14 protein-coding genes and 1 pseudogene are annotated in these 15,629 nt (G+C 60.8%); 3 read left to right on the forward strand and 12 right to left on the reverse strand.

What is annotated here, in order from left to right; genetic code table 11:
• Positions 1–136: 136 nt before the first annotated feature.
• A complete protein-coding gene (locus tag ACYP2Q_RS25950) occupies positions 137–445 on the reverse strand; it encodes a PepSY domain-containing protein (RefSeq protein WP_459733086.1) in 309 nt (102 codons plus the stop codon).
• Between the two features lie 88 nt (positions 446–533).
• Positions 534–1,661 (reverse strand): glycerophosphodiester phosphodiesterase, encoded by a 1,128-nt coding sequence (locus ACYP2Q_RS25955; RefSeq protein WP_459733087.1) that lies wholly within the window; start codon positions 1,659–1,661, stop codon positions 534–536.
• Between the two features lie 221 nt (positions 1,662–1,882).
• On the opposite strand from ACYP2Q_RS25955, the gene ACYP2Q_RS25960 reads away from it, so the two are divergent.
• Positions 1,883–2,203, forward strand: a complete 321-nt coding sequence (locus ACYP2Q_RS25960; RefSeq protein ID WP_459733088.1) for a DUF2025 family protein — start codon at positions 1,883–1,885, stop codon at positions 2,201–2,203.
• A gap of 146 nt (positions 2,204–2,349) precedes the next feature.
• Here the strand turns inward: ACYP2Q_RS25960 and ACYP2Q_RS25965 are convergent, their stop codons facing one another.
• Both ACYP2Q_RS25965 and ACYP2Q_RS25970 read right to left on the reverse strand, forming a co-directional pair.
• The gene (locus tag ACYP2Q_RS25965) at positions 2,350–2,883 is read right to left on the reverse strand and encodes a DUF1003 domain-containing protein (protein ID WP_459733089.1); all 534 of its coding nucleotides are present in this window, start codon (positions 2,881–2,883) and stop codon (positions 2,350–2,352) included.
• A 125-nt stretch (positions 2,884–3,008) separates the two neighbouring features.
• On the reverse strand, positions 3,009–3,620 hold the full coding sequence (locus ACYP2Q_RS25970; RefSeq protein WP_459733090.1) for a TetR/AcrR family transcriptional regulator: 612 nt from the start codon (positions 3,618–3,620) through the stop codon (positions 3,009–3,011).
• 215 nt (positions 3,621–3,835) lie between these two features.
• On the opposite strand from ACYP2Q_RS25970, the gene ACYP2Q_RS25975 reads away from it, so the two are divergent.
• Positions 3,836–4,894: an MBL fold metallo-hydrolase gene (locus ACYP2Q_RS25975; RefSeq protein WP_459733091.1), complete on the forward strand. Its 1,059-nt coding sequence runs from the start codon at positions 3,836–3,838 to the stop codon at positions 4,892–4,894.
• Positions 4,895–5,047: 153 nt separating this feature from the next.
• Entirely contained in the window at positions 5,048–6,526 is a 1,479-nt protein-coding gene (locus ACYP2Q_RS25980) for an amidase family protein (protein ID WP_459733092.1), read from the forward strand.
• A gap of 50 nt (positions 6,527–6,576) precedes the next feature.
• Here ACYP2Q_RS25980 and ACYP2Q_RS25985 read toward each other — a convergent pair whose 3' ends face one another.
• The 8 genes and pseudogenes from ACYP2Q_RS25985 to ACYP2Q_RS26020 form a co-directional block, all read right to left on the reverse strand.
• Positions 6,577–6,894, reverse strand: a complete 318-nt coding sequence (locus ACYP2Q_RS25985; RefSeq protein ID WP_459733093.1) for a helix-turn-helix domain-containing protein — start codon at positions 6,892–6,894, stop codon at positions 6,577–6,579.
• Between the two features lie 145 nt (positions 6,895–7,039).
• A complete protein-coding gene (locus ACYP2Q_RS25990) occupies positions 7,040–7,996 on the reverse strand; it encodes a hypothetical protein (protein WP_459733094.1) in 957 nt (318 codons plus the stop codon).
• 4 nt (positions 7,997–8,000) lie between these two features.
• Positions 8,001–9,347, reverse strand: a complete 1,347-nt coding sequence (locus ACYP2Q_RS25995; protein ID WP_459733095.1) for a CoA transferase — start codon at positions 9,345–9,347, stop codon at positions 8,001–8,003.
• 75 nt (positions 9,348–9,422) lie between these two features.
• Positions 9,423–10,178 carry a methyl-accepting chemotaxis protein gene (locus ACYP2Q_RS26000; protein ID WP_408601063.1) on the reverse strand — a complete coding sequence of 252 codons (756 nt, stop codon included), beginning with the start codon at positions 10,176–10,178 and terminating at the stop codon, positions 9,423–9,425.
• Positions 10,179–10,280: 102 nt separating this feature from the next.
• Positions 10,281–11,627, reverse strand: a pseudogene (locus ACYP2Q_RS26005) (methyl-accepting chemotaxis protein); the annotation flags it as partial.
• A 131-nt stretch (positions 11,628–11,758) separates the two neighbouring features.
• Positions 11,759–12,139 (reverse strand): YbaN family protein, encoded by a 381-nt coding sequence (locus tag ACYP2Q_RS26010; protein ID WP_459733096.1) that lies wholly within the window; start codon positions 12,137–12,139, stop codon positions 11,759–11,761.
• Positions 12,140–12,281: 142 nt separating this feature from the next.
• Complete coding sequence (locus tag ACYP2Q_RS26015) at positions 12,282–12,890, reverse strand: biliverdin-producing heme oxygenase (RefSeq protein ID WP_459733097.1); 609 nt, start codon at positions 12,888–12,890, stop codon at positions 12,282–12,284.
• A gap of 112 nt (positions 12,891–13,002) precedes the next feature.
• Complete coding sequence (locus tag ACYP2Q_RS26020; RefSeq protein ID WP_459733098.1) at positions 13,003–15,567, reverse strand: TonB-dependent receptor; 2,565 nt, start codon at positions 15,565–15,567, stop codon at positions 13,003–13,005.
• Between the last annotated feature and the right edge of the window lie 62 nt (positions 15,568–15,629).

Below are 15,629 nucleotides of genomic sequence, written 5' to 3' on the forward strand. Positions count from 1 at the left end.
TCGCGTGTTTTACAGGTTCACGTGAGCCGCATCATCGCAAGGCCGGATGACGGTTTTGTGACCTCGGCTTGATCGGTCGCTCAGACGCAAAAAAGCCGCACGATGGGCAACATCGTGCGGCTATTTGCCGGGTGTATCAGTCGTCTTGCTTGTTCTTCAGGACTTCGCCGGTGGCGGCATTCAGGTCCACGTCCCATTCAACATTCTTGGCGTCGCGCAACTCGACTTCGTACTCGTAGATGTCGGAGTGTTTGTCCAGGTCGCTGTCGGTAATCGTCGCACCGGGGTGCAACTTCAGCACGATCTGGTTCAGCTCTTCCAGCGGCTTGATCTTGCCATCCTTGACCAACTGCGGGATCTGGTCGACGGGCACGTCTTTGGCCTGGGCCAGGCCGGCGGTGAGGGTCAGGGCGGCAGCGGTGAACAGAGCAGTCAGGGTTTTCATGGGGTTCTTTCCTTGGGTGAACTGTTTAAGTGGGATCAGATTAACTGTGGCAACTTAATTCACGCTTAAATTCCCTTGAATCGAATGATCAATAGCCATTATTGCTCAGCACCTGCGCCACGCTCGCAGGCGCCGGGCGCTTGTAGAGCTTCAGCAGTTCGCTGGCGCGGTTGGTGAAAATGCCATCGACCCCGGCCTCCATGACCTTCTGGTAATCCACCGCCTCATCGATGGTGTAGACGTGCACCAGCAGCCCCTGATCGTGGGTGTACTGGTTCATCCACGGTTGCACCAGGTCGGCGTAGCTCTGATCGCCACCCCGGGTCAGCGCGGCGGACGGGCCGGTGCCGATCGCACCCTGGGCCTTGGCGTAGTCGACCCAGCGCTGGAACTCGGCTTTGTCCTTGGGTTGCTGTTTGGCGTAGTAAGCGGCTTTGTCCTCGTCGCCGGATTGAGCGAAGGTCACTGTCGATTTGGGCTCGATGCTGCCTTCGCCGACCCACAGCAACAGAACCTTGGGCACCTGCGGCATTTCCTTGTGCAGCAATTCGAGGCTGCTTTTTTCAAAAGTTTGCAGCACCACCTTGCCTTTGCCCTGGCCAACGGCCAGTTCGCTTTTGGCCAGTTTCGACCCCGCGGAACTCAGCCAGCCGCGATCCTGGAGTTTTTCCTTGAGGTCGTGTTCGATCCCGGGAAACTGCTTGGGCTCCTTGGTTTCGATGTACAGGCCAGGCTTGTGCAGCGGATTGCCATGGGCGATGTCGATAATTTCATCGAGGGTGAGAATTTTCAGACCGATAAAGGAAGGGCGCGCGCGATCCGGATAAGCCGCGTTGAACCAGCTGCCGGCGTCCAGGGTTTTCAGCTCGGCCATGGTGAAGGCATTGGCCGGGCTGTCCTTGCGCTCGGGGAACTTGCTGGCGACATCGGTGGTGCGTTGCAGGTTATTGTCGTGCAGGGCGAACAGCACGCCATCCTTGCTGCGCTGCAGGTCCAGCTCCAGGTAATCGGCGCCGAGGTCGCGGGCCAATTTGTAGGCGGCGGCGGTGGATTCCGGTGCATCGAACGACGCGCCACGGTGGGCGATTACCGCCGGGTGGGGGATGCCCACGCGGGTGGCCAGCGCGGCTGGGCCGGGCTCGCTGGCAGCCTGGGCCTGGCCGAGGCCGAGCAGCAAACTCAGGAGCAGGGCGCTTTGGGTGAAGGTGGCCGGCATGGTCGAGATCCTTTCGCGAGGGGTTTCAAAGAGGTCTCTTTTAACAACTGAGCGTTGCCAGCGCTATCGCGAGACCGACCTAAACCTGTTTAAAGCTGATGTCGGTCAGCGTTTTTGTGCTCCTGTCTGCATTATTCTTGGCCCTGGCAACTTCCCCGGCAGAGGGAAAACCATTCGCTGGCCATGCGTGTAAACCATCGATCACTTCTTGTGAGGTTTCCATGCGCACTACTTCCCAGCTCATCTGCCAGGCTGCCGACCAACTCCAGGGCTTCGTCGGCCTCAATCGCAAGACCGGGCACTACATCGTGCGTTTCAGTGAGGACTCCTTTGGCATGGACGTGGCTGACGACGGCATTATTCCCACCAGCGAATTCGTCTGGGTGCCCGGCCCAGAACAGACCATGACGCTCAAGCGCGAGTTGATCCAGTTGTTGCTGGACCAGAACGTCGACGTGCGGATCAACATTACCGAACCGTTGCGGGTGTACATGAACAGGCGGGAAGTGCCGGAGATTTCAGCGGTGCGCAGTCTGGTGTGAGTGGAGGCCTTGCAGGAGCGAGCTTGCTCGCGAAAAACCTGAGAGCACCGCGGGGTGTCAGGTTTCCCGCGTCATCGTTGACCTCCATCGCGAGCAAGCTTGCTCCTGCAGGGGAGTTGGGACGGTCGCTGAAGTTGCTAGGCCGTTCAGGCCTTCGGTTCGTCCTTGTGCACGAAGTGCTGATGCATTTCCGTGGTCAGGTTTTCGATGCGCTCGGTGAGGGCTTTGGTCATTTCCGTGAGGCGGGTGTTCTGCTCAAGCAGCGCCATCAGTTGCGCGGTGTTCTTCGCCGCTTCTGCCTGGCGTTCACTGTTGGCGATCGCCAGCGCTTCGCGGTGCTGTGCATCTGCATCGGATTGCGCCTTGTCCCGCGCGGCCTGACGGGTCTGGGCCAACAGGATCAGTGGGGCGGCATAGGCCGATTGCAGGCTGAAAGCCAGGTTGAGCAGGATGAACGGGTAGGCATCGAAGTGGGTGACACCGAACAGGTTCAGGCACACCCAGACCACCACAATCAGCGTTTGCGCACCCAGAAAAGTCGGTGTACCGAAGAACCGCGCAAAGGCTTCGGCGCGCAGGGCGAATTTGTCATTGCCGAAGGTTGGCGCCAGATGGGCATGACGGCGATGGAAACGCAGGTGATCGACGGGGGCGGTGGTTTCGTTGCGGGTGGAATTCATGATGCTCTCTGCGGGGCGCTGGGACTGAGACTCACTATAGCCCCGGTGCGAGTTTCATTCTGAAACACATTCCGCCGTACAGATCAGAGCGAGCAATTCTTCGACGCCGCCGTCGAGATTGTCATTTATTGCACCTGGTAGCACGCCAGGAACATGTCCAGCGCCGACTCCACCACGGTGCCCTGCATCTCGGCCGACAAAGCCGGCAACCCCAGGGAAATCTGCGGCCAGAAGGCAAAGGATTTGAGCATGCCATGGAGCTGTTGCGCGGCGAATTCCGGGTCCACCGCTTTCAGGCGTCCGTCGGCCTGGGCGGCGCGAATCCAGATGGTCAGGTTTTCTTCGCGCTCACCCATTCGGGTCACCATGCTTTGCGCGCGCTCGGGAGAATGAATGGTGGCGGCGATGGCCACCCGCGCCAGATCGAGCAGATTTTCATCGCTCAATACCGAAAGCTTCACCGTCAGCATATGACGCATCTGGTCACGCAGGGGCAGGTTGGGGCGGTAGGGTGCTTCCGGTTCCGCCGTGACCCGGACCCACAATTGATTGAGGATTTCGGCGAACAACTCTTCCTTGCTGGGGAAGTGGTTGTACACCGTGCGCTTGGACACACCGGCGCTGGCGGCAATCCTGTCCATGCTGGTGATATCGAATCCATTGGCACGGAATTCGACAATCGCCGCCTGGATGATGGCTTCGCGTTTACGGTCGGTGAGGCGCTGTGGAGCTGTCATAAATACGCTTCGGCAGTAAAAAAAGTAAAATTACACTCGGTAGTTTACTTGTGATCGGCCTTGATGCAACCTAGAAACTACACTGTGCAGTGTAATGTTTTGTTAATCCTGCCCGGTAAAAATAGAGTGTTCGGCTGATGCGTGCATGCCTTGGCCATTTATCGTCCCAAAACGGAAAATCGTGAAGCCTGCGGTTTTTCTGGAGTCATTGCCCCATGGCCAAAACAATCTCCGCGGCGAACAGCGCCTCCCAGCCTGAAGCTTCCCGACAGGCACAAGGAAAGTTTCAGAACCATCGGCCGATACAGCACCTGAGCCTTGGCAAAACCCTGCGCATCCTCTGGAACGCGATGATCCACAAGCCGCGCAACACCCGTCCGACGGCGCCTGTGCCGGTGCAACCACTGACGCAGGCGGCGTTGCTGGCAGCACCCAACCACAGCGTCTATCGCCTCGGCCATTCCACGGTACTGCTCAAGCTGCGGGGCAAATTCTGGATCACCGACCCGGTCTTCGCCGAACGCGCTTCCCCTGTGCAATGGGCCGGCCCCAAGCGTTTTCACCAGCCGCCGATCAGCCTCGAGCAATTGCCGCCGATTGAAGCGGTGATCCTGTCTCACGATCACTACGATCACCTGGATTATCACGCGGTGCTCAAGATTGCCGACAAGGCCAAGTACTTCCTTACCCCGCTGGGCGTGGGCGACACCCTGATCAAGTGGGGGATCGACGCGAGCAAAATCCGCCAACTGGACTGGTGGCAGGGTACCGAGGTCGAGGGCATCCAGTTCGTCGCCACTCCCTCGCAGCACTTTTCCGGTCGCGGCCTGTTCGATGGCAACAGCACCCTCTGGGCCTCGTGGGTGATGATCGATGGCGCTACGCGGATCTTCTTCAGTGGCGACACCGGCTACTTCGACGGCTTCAAACGCATCGGCGAACAATACGGCCCTTTCGACCTGACGCTCATGGAAACCGGCGCCTACAACGTCGACTGGCCCCATGTACACATGCAACCTGAGCAAACCCTGCAAGCCCACCTCGACCTCAAGGGGCGCTGGCTGCTGCCGATTCACAACGGTACCTTCGATTTGTCGATGCATGCCTGGTACGAACCGTTCGATCGCATCCTGGCCCTGGCCTGGGAGCGCAATGTCTCGATCACCACGCCACGGATGGGCGAGGCGTTCAATGTGCTGGCGGCGCAGCGCGGAACGGCGTGGTGGTACGAAGTCGAACAGCAGGTCTACCAGGATCAGCAAAGCCTGGTGTGAAGCAACTACAGGACGAGGCGATTTTTCCCATGTGATCCGTGGGCAAGTGATGACGGACATTTCCGGCCGCGTCTGTAGGCTAGGAAGCGAGTGAGCTCTTTCACTCGCTACCACAAGGATGTCATTCACATGGATGTAAGGATGAAAGGCTGCATGACGCGGCTGGCCCAGGTTGTTCTGCTTTCGATCGCAAGCTACGCCAACGCACAACCATTGGAGTACTTGAGTGTCGATGAAATCAGTAGAGAAATGGCGCGCGGCCAACTGAGTGCCGAGGCGCTGGTGCAACACCTGCAGCAACGCATCGACAGGCTCGATAAAAACGGACCCACGATCAATGCGATCATCGAGCTAAACCCTGATGCGCTGGCGATTGCCAGGTCTCTGGATCGGGAGCGCGAACTCGGGCATGTTCGCGGCCCCTTGCACGGTATTCCGCTGTTGTTGAAAGACAACATCGATACGTCTGACCAGATGCAGACCAGCGCCGGGTCATTGGCCATGATCGGGCAACCCGCCGCCAGGGATGCCTTTATCGTGCAACGGCTAAGAGCCGCCGGCGCGATCATCCTGGGCAAGACCAACCTCAGCGAGTGGGCAAACTTCCGCGACCCCGCGGTCCCCAACGGTTGGAGCGGCCGAGGCGGGCAAACCAGGAATCCGCATCTGTTAAGCCAGACGCCCTGCGGTTCGAGTTCAGGTTCCGCTGCGGCAGTGGCCGCAGGTTTTGCACCCTTGAGCGTAGGGACGGAAACAGCGGGCTCCATTATCTGCCCGGCATCGCTCAATGGGGTGGTGGGGCTCAAGCCCACCGTGGGGTTGTTAAGTCGCAGTGGCATTGTTCCGGTGACATACAAACTCGACACCCCCGGGCCGATGGCTGGCACCGTTCGCGACGCGGCCTTGCTGCTCAATGCCATGACGGGCAATGATGCCACCGATCCGGTCAGCAAACCCCGAGCGCGTGATGACGTGGACTACACGGCATTGTTGAGACCTGGTTCGCTGGTGGGGCGGCGCCTCGGTTATCCACTCAAGTTCGATATGAGCGGTGAGGCGGCGCAGATCGATCCGCAGTTTTCCCGGGCGCTGGAAGTCATGCAGGCCGCCGGCGCAACGTTGATACCCATTGAGCTCATAGACCCGCAGTCAGCGCAGGTGGACGAGGCCCTGTCCATGGGGATCAAACGACACCTGCCTGAATACCTCGCGAAACGGACCGGCCTGGCCATCCGGAATCTGGAAGACCTTGTCCGTTTCAATCAACAGACTCCCGGTGTCGAAGGCTATGGGCAAAGCGTATTGATTGCGGCCAACGATGTGGTGTTTGACCCGCTTACCTACGAGCAACTGTGGCAGACCATCCAGCCTGAAAACGCGGCTGCCATCGATGACGTCCTGGCGCGGCACCAACTGGATGCCGTGGTCATGGACGTCGGCTCACCGGGCATGAACGTCGTTCCACTGGCAGGCTATCCCAGCATCATGGTGCCTACCGGAGCGGATGAAGACGGGCTGCCCACGTCGGCATTTTTCTTCGGTGCACGCTGGAGCGAAGCCAATCTACTGGCAATGGCCTATGGCTATGAACAAGCCTCCCATGCGCGGCCAATACCTTTATTCAGGCCGTAGGTTCTGATCGGTGCAAGTCAGGTCGTGGCTCCAGTGCCGGAGCTGCGACCTCATTCAACCATCGCAAAATCCGCCCGCGCCACCGGATTCGGCGTAGAGCCTTTCACGTTCATCCCTCTACCCGGCGCAAACCCCGGGAAGAACACCAGCCCCTGCGCTTCAAGCCGATAGGCCAATGCCAGGCGAGTGACATCCAGCACCTCCTGGCGCGCCTCGAAGCGCTCGATGGCCTGCACCGAAACCCCGGCTTCGCGGGACAAGACTTCCACGCTCCAGCCCAGCATTGCTCGGGCCTGGGCGCAGTGGGCCGGGGTGAATTGGAAGAGGGCGATACGTTCCAGGGTGATTTTCATCGCTTGAGAGGCCATGGGAGTTCTCCGGGCTCGAGAGTACTGGTTTTAAATTAACTGTGTTTTTGTACAGTTGTTTTTGAGCCGGATCAAATGCATTTTTCGATTTTTGCCGTTTCGTACCCCATGGCCAGACGGAAGGTCACTGCCGTTGTGGCCTGGATCACTCATCCAGCCCCGGTGCCTCGCGCACTATAAAGTGATCCAGATTCTCGATGTTGGCGCTGAATACATCGAACGTCCGCTCGGGGTTTTTCTTGCTGGGTACCTGCTGCAACGCAGGCTGGACGCCATAAAAGAAGCAATACAATGGCTTCCCGCTCTCGATGGCGTGCTTGATTTCCTCCAGGAACGCCTTGCGTTTGCGGTAGCTGTCGATCAGCTTCTTGTTCAGGTAAACGTTGACCGAGTAGGGCTTCTTCTCGAACCAGACCTTCTTCTCGAAGTCGATGCGAAAGCTCTGGGTGTAGTCCTTGATCTGCTTGATCCTGCCCCAGTAAATCAGCCCTGGGTTGTCTTGCAGGTACTCGATCTTCTTGAAAAACGAGGCATAGGGCGCGGTGTGCTGGCCAATCTTCAGCGGCATGCGCTTGAGCAGCGCCTTGTCCTCGAAGTTGGACACGAAGCATTCCACCGGATGGGCGAAGACACTGGTCTTGTCTGGCGCCGACTCGCGGCCGGGCTGCTCGACGTTGTTGGCCGTCATATCTGCTGCCGGCGCATTCCTTTGTAGATCGGCAGCCACAGTCGGGTGTGACGGCTTGCGCACATACTCACGCCGACTCAGCAACAATTCCGACGGGAAATGTTCCTCGCGACTGTCATCCGTTTCCTCACTGATCGAAGCCGGGGTCTTGAGGCTCACATAAGGACAACCCGCGACATGTCGCGTACTCGGCAGGTTCTTGAAGTGCGGCGTGCGCACGTAGTTGAGGTTCTTGGCGTTGAACGTGCCCAACCCGTCCGCCACTTCAAACGCCAGGCGACAGGCATCGTTGGGGCACTGGAAATGTTCCTTCGCGGAATCGAAAGCCATCGTCTCGTCGAAGTTCAGATCGCGCACGTCATAGATCGACAGTTTTTCGTCGAGACCGAGGCAATAGGCGAGGTCGAATTTCATGGGGTTACCACTGCGCGCGATGTGAGCCCAGTTCAGACGCCGCAATCGTCCACTGCACGGGCGTCCCGGTGATCTTCAACGGCACGTGCAGGCGATGGGCCGGGCCCCATGGAGTTTGCTCGACCAGCATGCCTTGATCCTGTTCATTCTCGGCCCGAAGCGGCTCGGCGCTGCCGGGACCCTGTTCGATCAACAGCTTCGCCGTACGCGCCAATGAGAGCCGCGCCGAACCACCCTGGCCGTTGTCCAAGCGTCCTGCCAACAAGCGGATCGCACTGGCCGCCATCAGGTATCCGGTGGCATGATCGAGCGCCTGCAAGGGCAATGGCGTCGGTTTGTCCGTCTGCTGGCTGTGCATGCCTGCTTGCGCGATGCCGCTGCTCATCTGCACCAGGCTGTCGAAGCCGCGACGGTTTTGCCACGGGCCGCTCCAGCCGTAGGCGTTGAGGCAAATGTCGATCAGGCCAGGGATCCGTCGGTGCCGTTCAGCGGCACCATAACCCAGGCGCTCCAGGGCGTCGGCGCGGTAACCGTGGAGCACGATGTCGGCGTCCTTGAGCAGGCTTTCGAATACATCGCGATCGGTTTTGTCGTGCAGATCCAGGCGTGCGCAACGCTTGCCCAGCGTCATCTCCGGCACCACACCCGGCTCGTTCCAGGTGGGTGGGTCGATGCGCAGTACATTGGCGCCAAGGCCCGCGAGGAAGCGGCTGGCCACGGGGCCTGCGAGTACGCGGGTCAAGTCCAGCACCTTGATCCCGGCCAAGGGTTGCGCCACCGAACCTTGCCAGGCCGTGCTCTGCGGGTTGCCGCCGGCGGTGAACTGAATCAGCGGTTCGGCGTTGACCGCGAGCCCCTGTGGATGGGCCTGCCACTGCTCCCAGCTGCGCATTTCAGCGGCACAGCCACCGGCATCGACCACGGCCTGCTCCAGATCGCTCTTGGCCCATTGCGCCACTTTACCTGCCATCGCCTTGCGGTCGACGCAAGCGCCCAGCACGGCTTCAGCGGCGGCGCGGTGATGGGGCGCATTGGTGTGCAGACGAATCCAGCCATCCTTCGCTGCGTAGTCGCCAGCGATCGGGTCCCACAACGGCGGGACCTTCCAGCCCAGCGGGCGGATCGAACTGGAAAACCAGAAGGAGGCCAGGCGCCGGTCGACTTCCAGCCCGGGCAAGCGTCCTGTTTGCTGATGCAGCAATTCGCTGACAGCCTGGCCGGCGGCGGCGATGCTGGCGCACGCCAGGTCGGTGACGGCAAACGCCGAGGGCAGGGCGCCGCTGGAGGTGAACGCAATGGGGGTGAGCGGCAAGCCGAGTTCGGCTTGAATGGACGTGAGTAGATCAGTCATCGAAGGGCCCTCCGGAACGAGAGCCCGAGCATAAATCAAAAAACTGTCAGGCCTGATGAAAACCCGCGGGGGAAATCACACCCTGAACTGGTCCATCAGTTTCATCTGCTGGGTGGTCAGGGCATTGAGCTGGCTGCTGATCTGCGCCGATTCGGTGGCTTGTCCGGTCAGGGTTTCGGTGACGGTACGGATCGCCGAAACGTTGCGGTTGACCTCTTCGGCCACGGCGCTTTGCTGTTCGGCGGCGCTGGCGATCTGCAGGTTCATGTCGCTGATCACTGTGACCGCGTCGCTGATTTTGCCCAAGGCCTGGACCGCTTGCTGGATCTGTCCGGCATTGCTGTGGGCCTGGGTCTGGCTCGAGTGCATGGTGGCGACCACGCCGCGGGTGCCGCTCTGGATGCGCTCGATCACCAGGCGAATTTCTTCCACCGAGTCCTGGGTGCGCTTGGCCAGGTTGCGCACTTCGTCGGCGACCACCGCAAAGCCGCGACCGCTTTCGCCGGCACGGGCGGCTTCGATCGCCGCGTTCAGCGCCAGCAGGTTGGTCTGTTCGGCGATGCTGCGGATCACCTCCAATACCGAGCCGATCTGCTCGCTGTTGACTGCCAATGCCTCGACTTCCGTCACGGCCTTGCTGACTTCGTCGGCCAGTTGATTGATGTCGCGGGTGCTGCGCTCGATGATCTGCATGCCATCGCGGGCCGACTGATCGGCGCCCTTGGCCGCACTGGCGGCGTTCGATGCGCTGTTGGCGACGTCGTGGGCGGTGGCGCTCATTTCATTGGATGCGGTGGCGACCTGGTCGATCTCGCGAAATTGCACCTGCATGCCTTCGCTGGTCTGGCGGGCGATTTCCGAAGACTGGTCGGCGGTGCCGCGGGCATCGGTAATGCTCTGCTTGATCTGCGCAATGGTCGGCTGCAGCTTGTCGAGGAAGCGGTTGAACCAGCTGACCAGTTCGCCCAGCTCGTCGCGCTTGCTGTAGTGCAGGCGCTGGGTCAGGTCGCCGTCGCCACTGGCAATCGCCTTGAGCATCACGGCCACGCTGTTGATCGGCCGGGTTACGCCCGAAGCGGTCAGCCACATCAGCAGCAGGCCGAGCAGGCCGGCAACGACGGCGACCAGTAGCGCCATGAGCGTGCCGCTTTGCCGGGCATCGTCGAGCACCGCTTGCAGCTTCACCGAATCGGCCAGCAGCACTTGCCTGGGCAAGTCGATCACCACGCCCCAGGGCTTGGCGTCGGCAATCGGGCTGACCGGGTACACCGCGCGGATCAGGTCGCCCTGTTGAAGAATCTTCGGCGCACCGTTGCCCAGCGATTGCTGGATGTCTTTACCGTCTGCGCCCAGGGTGTCGCCGATGCTTTTGCCGACTTTGCCGGCGTCGACACTGTAGGCGGCGAGCACGCCGCTGCCGGAGACGATCAGCATGTGCCCCGCATTGTTGAACAGCGCGCGCTGGGAATCGACGGACGCGGCTTGCAGGGTGTCGAGGGCGATGTCGATGCCGACTACGCCGATGACCTTGCCATCCACCAGCAGCGGCAGGGAAATGGTGGTCATCAGCACTTCCTTGTCCGCCACGGTGTCAGCGTACGGGTCCAGCAGGCAGGTGCGCTTGCTGTCCCGGGGGCAGGTGTACCAGACGTTGTAGGGAGTGCCGCTGAGGTTCAGGGTGGTCTTGGTCATGTCTTCTTCGACCATGATCGTGTTGAGCGCGGTCCCTGCGCTACGGCTCCAGTAGGAGGCGAATCGACCGGTTTCGTTGGACTGGCGGGCGGCGTCATCGACGAATTCGCTGTCCTTGCCATCCAGGCCATTGGGCTCGAACGCCAGCCAGATACCCAGCACTTTGCTGTTGCGCTCGAAGGCGGTTTTCAGGCTCGCGTTGAGCTCCTCGCGCAGGGAGCCGGCGTCCAGCGAACGCTTGGCGGCCATGGTGCGCAGGTCCTTGATCTGGTCCGCCAGGGCGGTCACCACCGTCAGGGTTTCACCGAACGTCTTCTGCACCCGCACCGCCTGCTCGGCGGCCTTGGCCTGGAGCAGGTCCTGCACACTATCGGTGAGCATTTTGCTGCTGGAGGCGCTGACCAGTTCATCGTTCTGATTGGTCTGGTAGAGGTTCATGCCCACGATGGATGCGACCACGCCAAGCAGGCACAGACCGGACAGCAGGACGATTTTCAGGCGGATGGACAGTGAGTCGAACATGGGGCGAACTCGCGAATGGATGAGGGGTCGGCTGTGAGCCATTGCGGCTCGACTCGCCAAATCCATTTAGCGCCATTCCAGCACATCGGCGTGGGGCACAGATTGCATGAGGGGGCTGCCGACGAACGGTTATGTTTGAACGTTTGCGCGGGGGAATGTGCCGAAAACGGGATGAAAAACGGGGAAGTTTATCGGCGTTACCCCAGTGATTCCGGTCGCGACCAGATCCACAGGTTGCCCAGGCCCATGCCGACAATCGCCAGGTAGATCGGCCAGCCGTGATCGAGCATTACCAGCATCAACGTGGCGCACAGCAGCATGCTGACGGTGGCGCTGACCTTGGCCCGGCGCGCAATGATTTTGCCGTTGCGCCAGTTAATGAGAATGGGGCCGAACAGCCGATGGTTTTCCAGCCAGGCACTCAGGCGCGGCGAGCTTCGGGTGGCAGCCCAGGCGGCCAGCAGGATGAATTCGGTGGTCGGCAGGCCGGGTATGACGATGGCGACCAGGCCGATGCCGAGGCTGACGTAGGCCAGCAGGCCGAAAAGGAGGCGGGCGAGTTTGGAGGAGGCAGGCATGGGCTCAAAAGAAGATGGCGATCTTGCGGGCGTACTCGGTCCCCTGTAGGAGCGAGCCTGCTCGCGAAGGTGTGTCAGGCACATTGATGTTGAATGTGCCACCTTCGCGAGCAAGCTCGCTCCTACAAAGGGCGGTGGGGGGTCAGGCGGTTTCCGGGGTGCTGGCGTAAGCCTGTTCCAGCAATACCGTGAAGCGGTTGAAGGCGTCGATGGCGCCTTTGTCCAACTCGGCTTCTTCCTCTGCGCGAAGTTCCAGTTCATCGAGGGTCTTGATGAAGCTTTTCCAGCCTTGCGCGCGGCCACCTTCAGGTTCGCCAAGGTGGCGGGCGCCGAAGGTTTCGCTCAGGCCAAGGCCCACGGCGCGCTTGATCAGAAACGCCGCGCCCAGCTTCGAACCTTCGGAAACGAAGAGCCAGCCCAGGGCCTGGGCCTTGCTCGGGTTGTGCAGCGCACCGGCCACCGGCGCCGGCACTTCGGTGTCGAGGTCGGCCAGGTCGGCCTTGGCCGCGTCGGCACGGCAACGGGCCGGCAGGTCCGGGACGATGGCAGTCAGTTGGGCATCGTTGTACAGCGCCACCAGTTCCGACTGGAACAGGTATTGCGCCACCACGAAACGGGCGAAGCTGGCTTGGGTTTCAAAAGGTGCGTGGGCTTTGACCAGTGCATCGAGCTTGCTGTGGGGTTCGTTGGTGACCTGGTTCAAGCGTTGCGAACGCAGGGTAGGGCGTTGGGCGGTGTCCTGGGTGGTCATGGCAAATCCTTGGAAAAGAAGAGGCGCTTGGTAACGAGACGAATGAGCGGGTTCATGACAGTAAAAAATCCTCACTGGGCGGCTGTTACAGCGCCGCCCGGTGAGCACAGGTTCAGATATCCCAGACCAGGTTGATCGCGAAGTTTCGTCCAGGCTGAGTCAGGCGATCAAGATTGGCTGGCTGCGTTACCGAGGCTTCGCCGACGCTGTCATAGCCGCGTACGTCATCCCACTGCCAGTATTTCTTGTCGGTCAGGTTGTACAGGCCGGCGTTGACGGTCAGATCGTCGGTCACCTTGTAGAAACCGGCCAGGTCGAGCACGCCGTAACCCGGTGTCTTGAACTGGGTGCTGGTGCCGTCCGGGGTGTTGAAGCTGGTGCTGTCGACCCGGGTCTTGCGCTTGACCAGGGTCCAGCTCAGCAATGCGCCGTATTGGTCCTGGTCATAACCCAGGCCGAATACGCCGGTCAGCGGGTTGACGCTGTTGAGCGGTTCGCCGCTGTCATCGTTGCGACCGTACAGGTAGGCCACGGATCCCTGGGTGTAGAGGCCACCGGGTGCGCCGAAGGTATCCAGGTTCAAGCGGCCCTTGAGCTCAAGGCCCTTGATGGTGGCATGCTTGATGTTGTTGCTCTGGAAAGTGGTCTCGGTGTAGCCGGGGGTAATGGCGTTCTCGTCGATGAAGTCTCGGTATTTGTTGTAGAACACCGCGACATCGAAGGTGCCGGCGTCGAACTGCCCGCGCAGGCCGGTTTCATAGCTTTTGCTCTTTTCCGGTTCGAGGTCGGGGTTGGGCGCGACCTGATAGCCACCCGCGAGGTTTTCGAAGCGGCCATACAGGGCCTTGGCACTCGGTGTGCGGAAGCCTTCGGCGTATTGGCCATACCAGGTGTAGTTGTCGTCGAAGCGGTAAGTGGTGCCGAATTTCGGCGACAGGCGATGCCAGGTCTTGGTGTCCTCGTTGACCTCGCCGTTACCGCTCTGGTCGGCCGTCACCAGGAACTCATCGGTCAGGTGCGGCTTGAGCTGGGTGTAGTCGTAGCGCAGGCCGGGCACGAAGGTCCAGTTGTTCCAGGCGATCTGGTCCTGGGCGAACAGGCTGTAGGTGTTGATGGTCGGATCCGGGAAGTCGCTGGCCGGGGTCAAGGTGTCGGCAGGGCTGGCAGCGCCGACGACACGGCAAGTACCGGCCACGGTCAGGCAGGTGCCGCTACCGGTACGCAGGCCGGTGACTTTGTCCTGCTTGATGGTGGTGCCGTAAGTGACGACATGGTCCGTGTCGGCAATGGCAAACGCCTTGTCAGCCTGGGCATCGAATACCCATTGGCGGTCCTTGTAGGTGGTATCGCGGTTACGCAGCACGGTGCGCGACGGCGCGTAGATTTCTTCGGTGCTCTGGTCAGTCTTGGCAATCTGGTAATTCAACGTCCACTTGATGTTGTCAGCCAGCAGGCTGTCCAGGGCGAAGCTGTGATCCAAACCAAAGCGCTCGCGGGTGATGGTGTCGTTGCCGGTGCGCGATTGGTAGAAGCCGAAGCCGCGCCCCGCGTTGAAGGGACCCCCCACGGCGCTCAGCTGATTGGTGTCGCGATCGTCCTTGTAGTGCTCGTAAGTCAAGCCGAAGCGCGCATCGTCGGCGTAGTTCCAGCCCAGCTTGGCCAGCACGTTGGTGGTGCGCACGTCCTCAGGATTGGCTTCGGTGCGGTCAAGGCCGGTTCCACCGGTCTCGCCGTAGGACTCGGTTTCATGGCCGTTGCGCTGGCTGAGGTGCAACAGACCGTCGAAGTCACCGGTGCGCCCGGCCACGGTGCCTGAGGTGAGCCAGCTATCATCGGCCGAGCTGTAGCCGGTCTTCAGGCGTGCACCAACGTCCTGGCCTGGCTTGATGATGTCGTCCGGGTCCAGTGTGTAGTAGCTGACTGCGCCTCCAATGGCATTGCTGCCGTACAGCACCGAAGCCGGGCCGCGCAGGATTTCCACGCGCTTGACGATTTCCGGGTCGACATAGTTGCGGTTTGTCTGGGCATACGGACCGTTGAAAAAGCCGTCGGGTACTTGCACACCGTCGACCTGGGTCAACACACGGTCGCCGTCGATGCCGCGGATGTTGTACCCGGAAAGCCCCGCGCGGGTACCAGTGCCGCCTACCGAAACGCCCGGTTCGTAGCGCACCAGATCCTTGATGCTGTTGACGTTGTTGCGGTCGAGTTCTTCGCGGGTGTGGACGGTGACGGTGCTGGGCACGCTGCTCACGTCCTGCTCCTGACGCGTGGCGCTGATGGTCACCTGCTGCAGGTTGAGCGTGCCGGTATTACTGCGCGGTTCCAGGATGATGTTGTTGGTGCTCAGGATGCGATAGCTCAGGTTGGTCCCCACCAACAGGCGATCCAGGGCTTTCTCCGGCGGCAGCGAGCCGCGCACGCCCGGTGAATTCATGCCTTGCGCCAGTTCGGCGGAAAAGCCCACTTGCCAGCCCGTCACGGCGGTAAAGGCATTGAGCGCCGAGACCAGCGACTGCGGCGCAATGGTGAACGCGTAATCGCCCATTTTGCGCGCCGGCTGCTCGACGGCAGTGGCGGCCATGACCGGCGCAGTACCGGCCATCAAAATGGCGGCGGTCAGCAGCGACAGAACGCGGGAAGGTGAAGAAGCTGGGCGGGTAAGGCGAGAGGACATCGATAGCGCTCCGTGTCGCACGAATCTTTATAGGTGCTGATTGGCATCAAGGATGCGAATCA

The sequence above is a fragment of the Pseudomonas sp. MHK4 genome, from assembly GCF_054600775.1.

Coding starts and splice junctions, on each gene's coding strand:
- ACYP2Q_RS25950 (WP_459733086.1), bottom strand. CDS start 445: ATGAAAACCCTGACTGCTCTGTTCACCGCTGCCGCCCTGACCCTCACC.
- ACYP2Q_RS25955 (WP_459733087.1), bottom strand. CDS start 1,661: ATGCCGGCCACCTTCACCCAAAGCGCCCTGCTCCTGAGTTTGCTGCTC.
- ACYP2Q_RS25960 (WP_459733088.1), top strand. CDS start 1,883: ATGCGCACTACTTCCCAGCTCATCTGCCAGGCTGCCGACCAACTCCAG.
- ACYP2Q_RS25965 (WP_459733089.1), bottom strand. CDS start 2,883: ATGAATTCCACCCGCAACGAAACCACCGCCCCCGTCGATCACCTGCGT.
- ACYP2Q_RS25970 (WP_459733090.1), bottom strand. CDS start 3,620: ATGACAGCTCCACAGCGCCTCACCGACCGTAAACGCGAAGCCATCATC.
- ACYP2Q_RS25975 (WP_459733091.1), top strand. CDS start 3,836: ATGGCCAAAACAATCTCCGCGGCGAACAGCGCCTCCCAGCCTGAAGCT.
- ACYP2Q_RS25980 (WP_459733092.1), top strand. CDS start 5,048: ATGACGCGGCTGGCCCAGGTTGTTCTGCTTTCGATCGCAAGCTACGCC.
- ACYP2Q_RS25985 (WP_459733093.1), bottom strand. CDS start 6,894: ATGGCCTCTCAAGCGATGAAAATCACCCTGGAACGTATCGCCCTCTTC.
- ACYP2Q_RS25990 (WP_459733094.1), bottom strand. CDS start 7,996: ATGAAATTCGACCTCGCCTATTGCCTCGGTCTCGACGAAAAACTGTCG.
- ACYP2Q_RS25995 (WP_459733095.1), bottom strand. CDS start 9,347: ATGACTGATCTACTCACGTCCATTCAAGCCGAACTCGGCTTGCCGCTC.
- ACYP2Q_RS26000 (WP_408601063.1), bottom strand. CDS start 10,178: ATGCAGGTGCAATTTCGCGAGATCGACCAGGTCGCCACCGCATCCAAT.
- ACYP2Q_RS26010 (WP_459733096.1), bottom strand. CDS start 12,139: ATGCCTGCCTCCTCCAAACTCGCCCGCCTCCTTTTCGGCCTGCTGGCC.
- ACYP2Q_RS26015 (WP_459733097.1), bottom strand. CDS start 12,890: ATGACCACCCAGGACACCGCCCAACGCCCTACCCTGCGTTCGCAACGC.
- ACYP2Q_RS26020 (WP_459733098.1), bottom strand. CDS start 15,567: ATGTCCTCTCGCCTTACCCGCCCAGCTTCTTCACCTTCCCGCGTTCTG.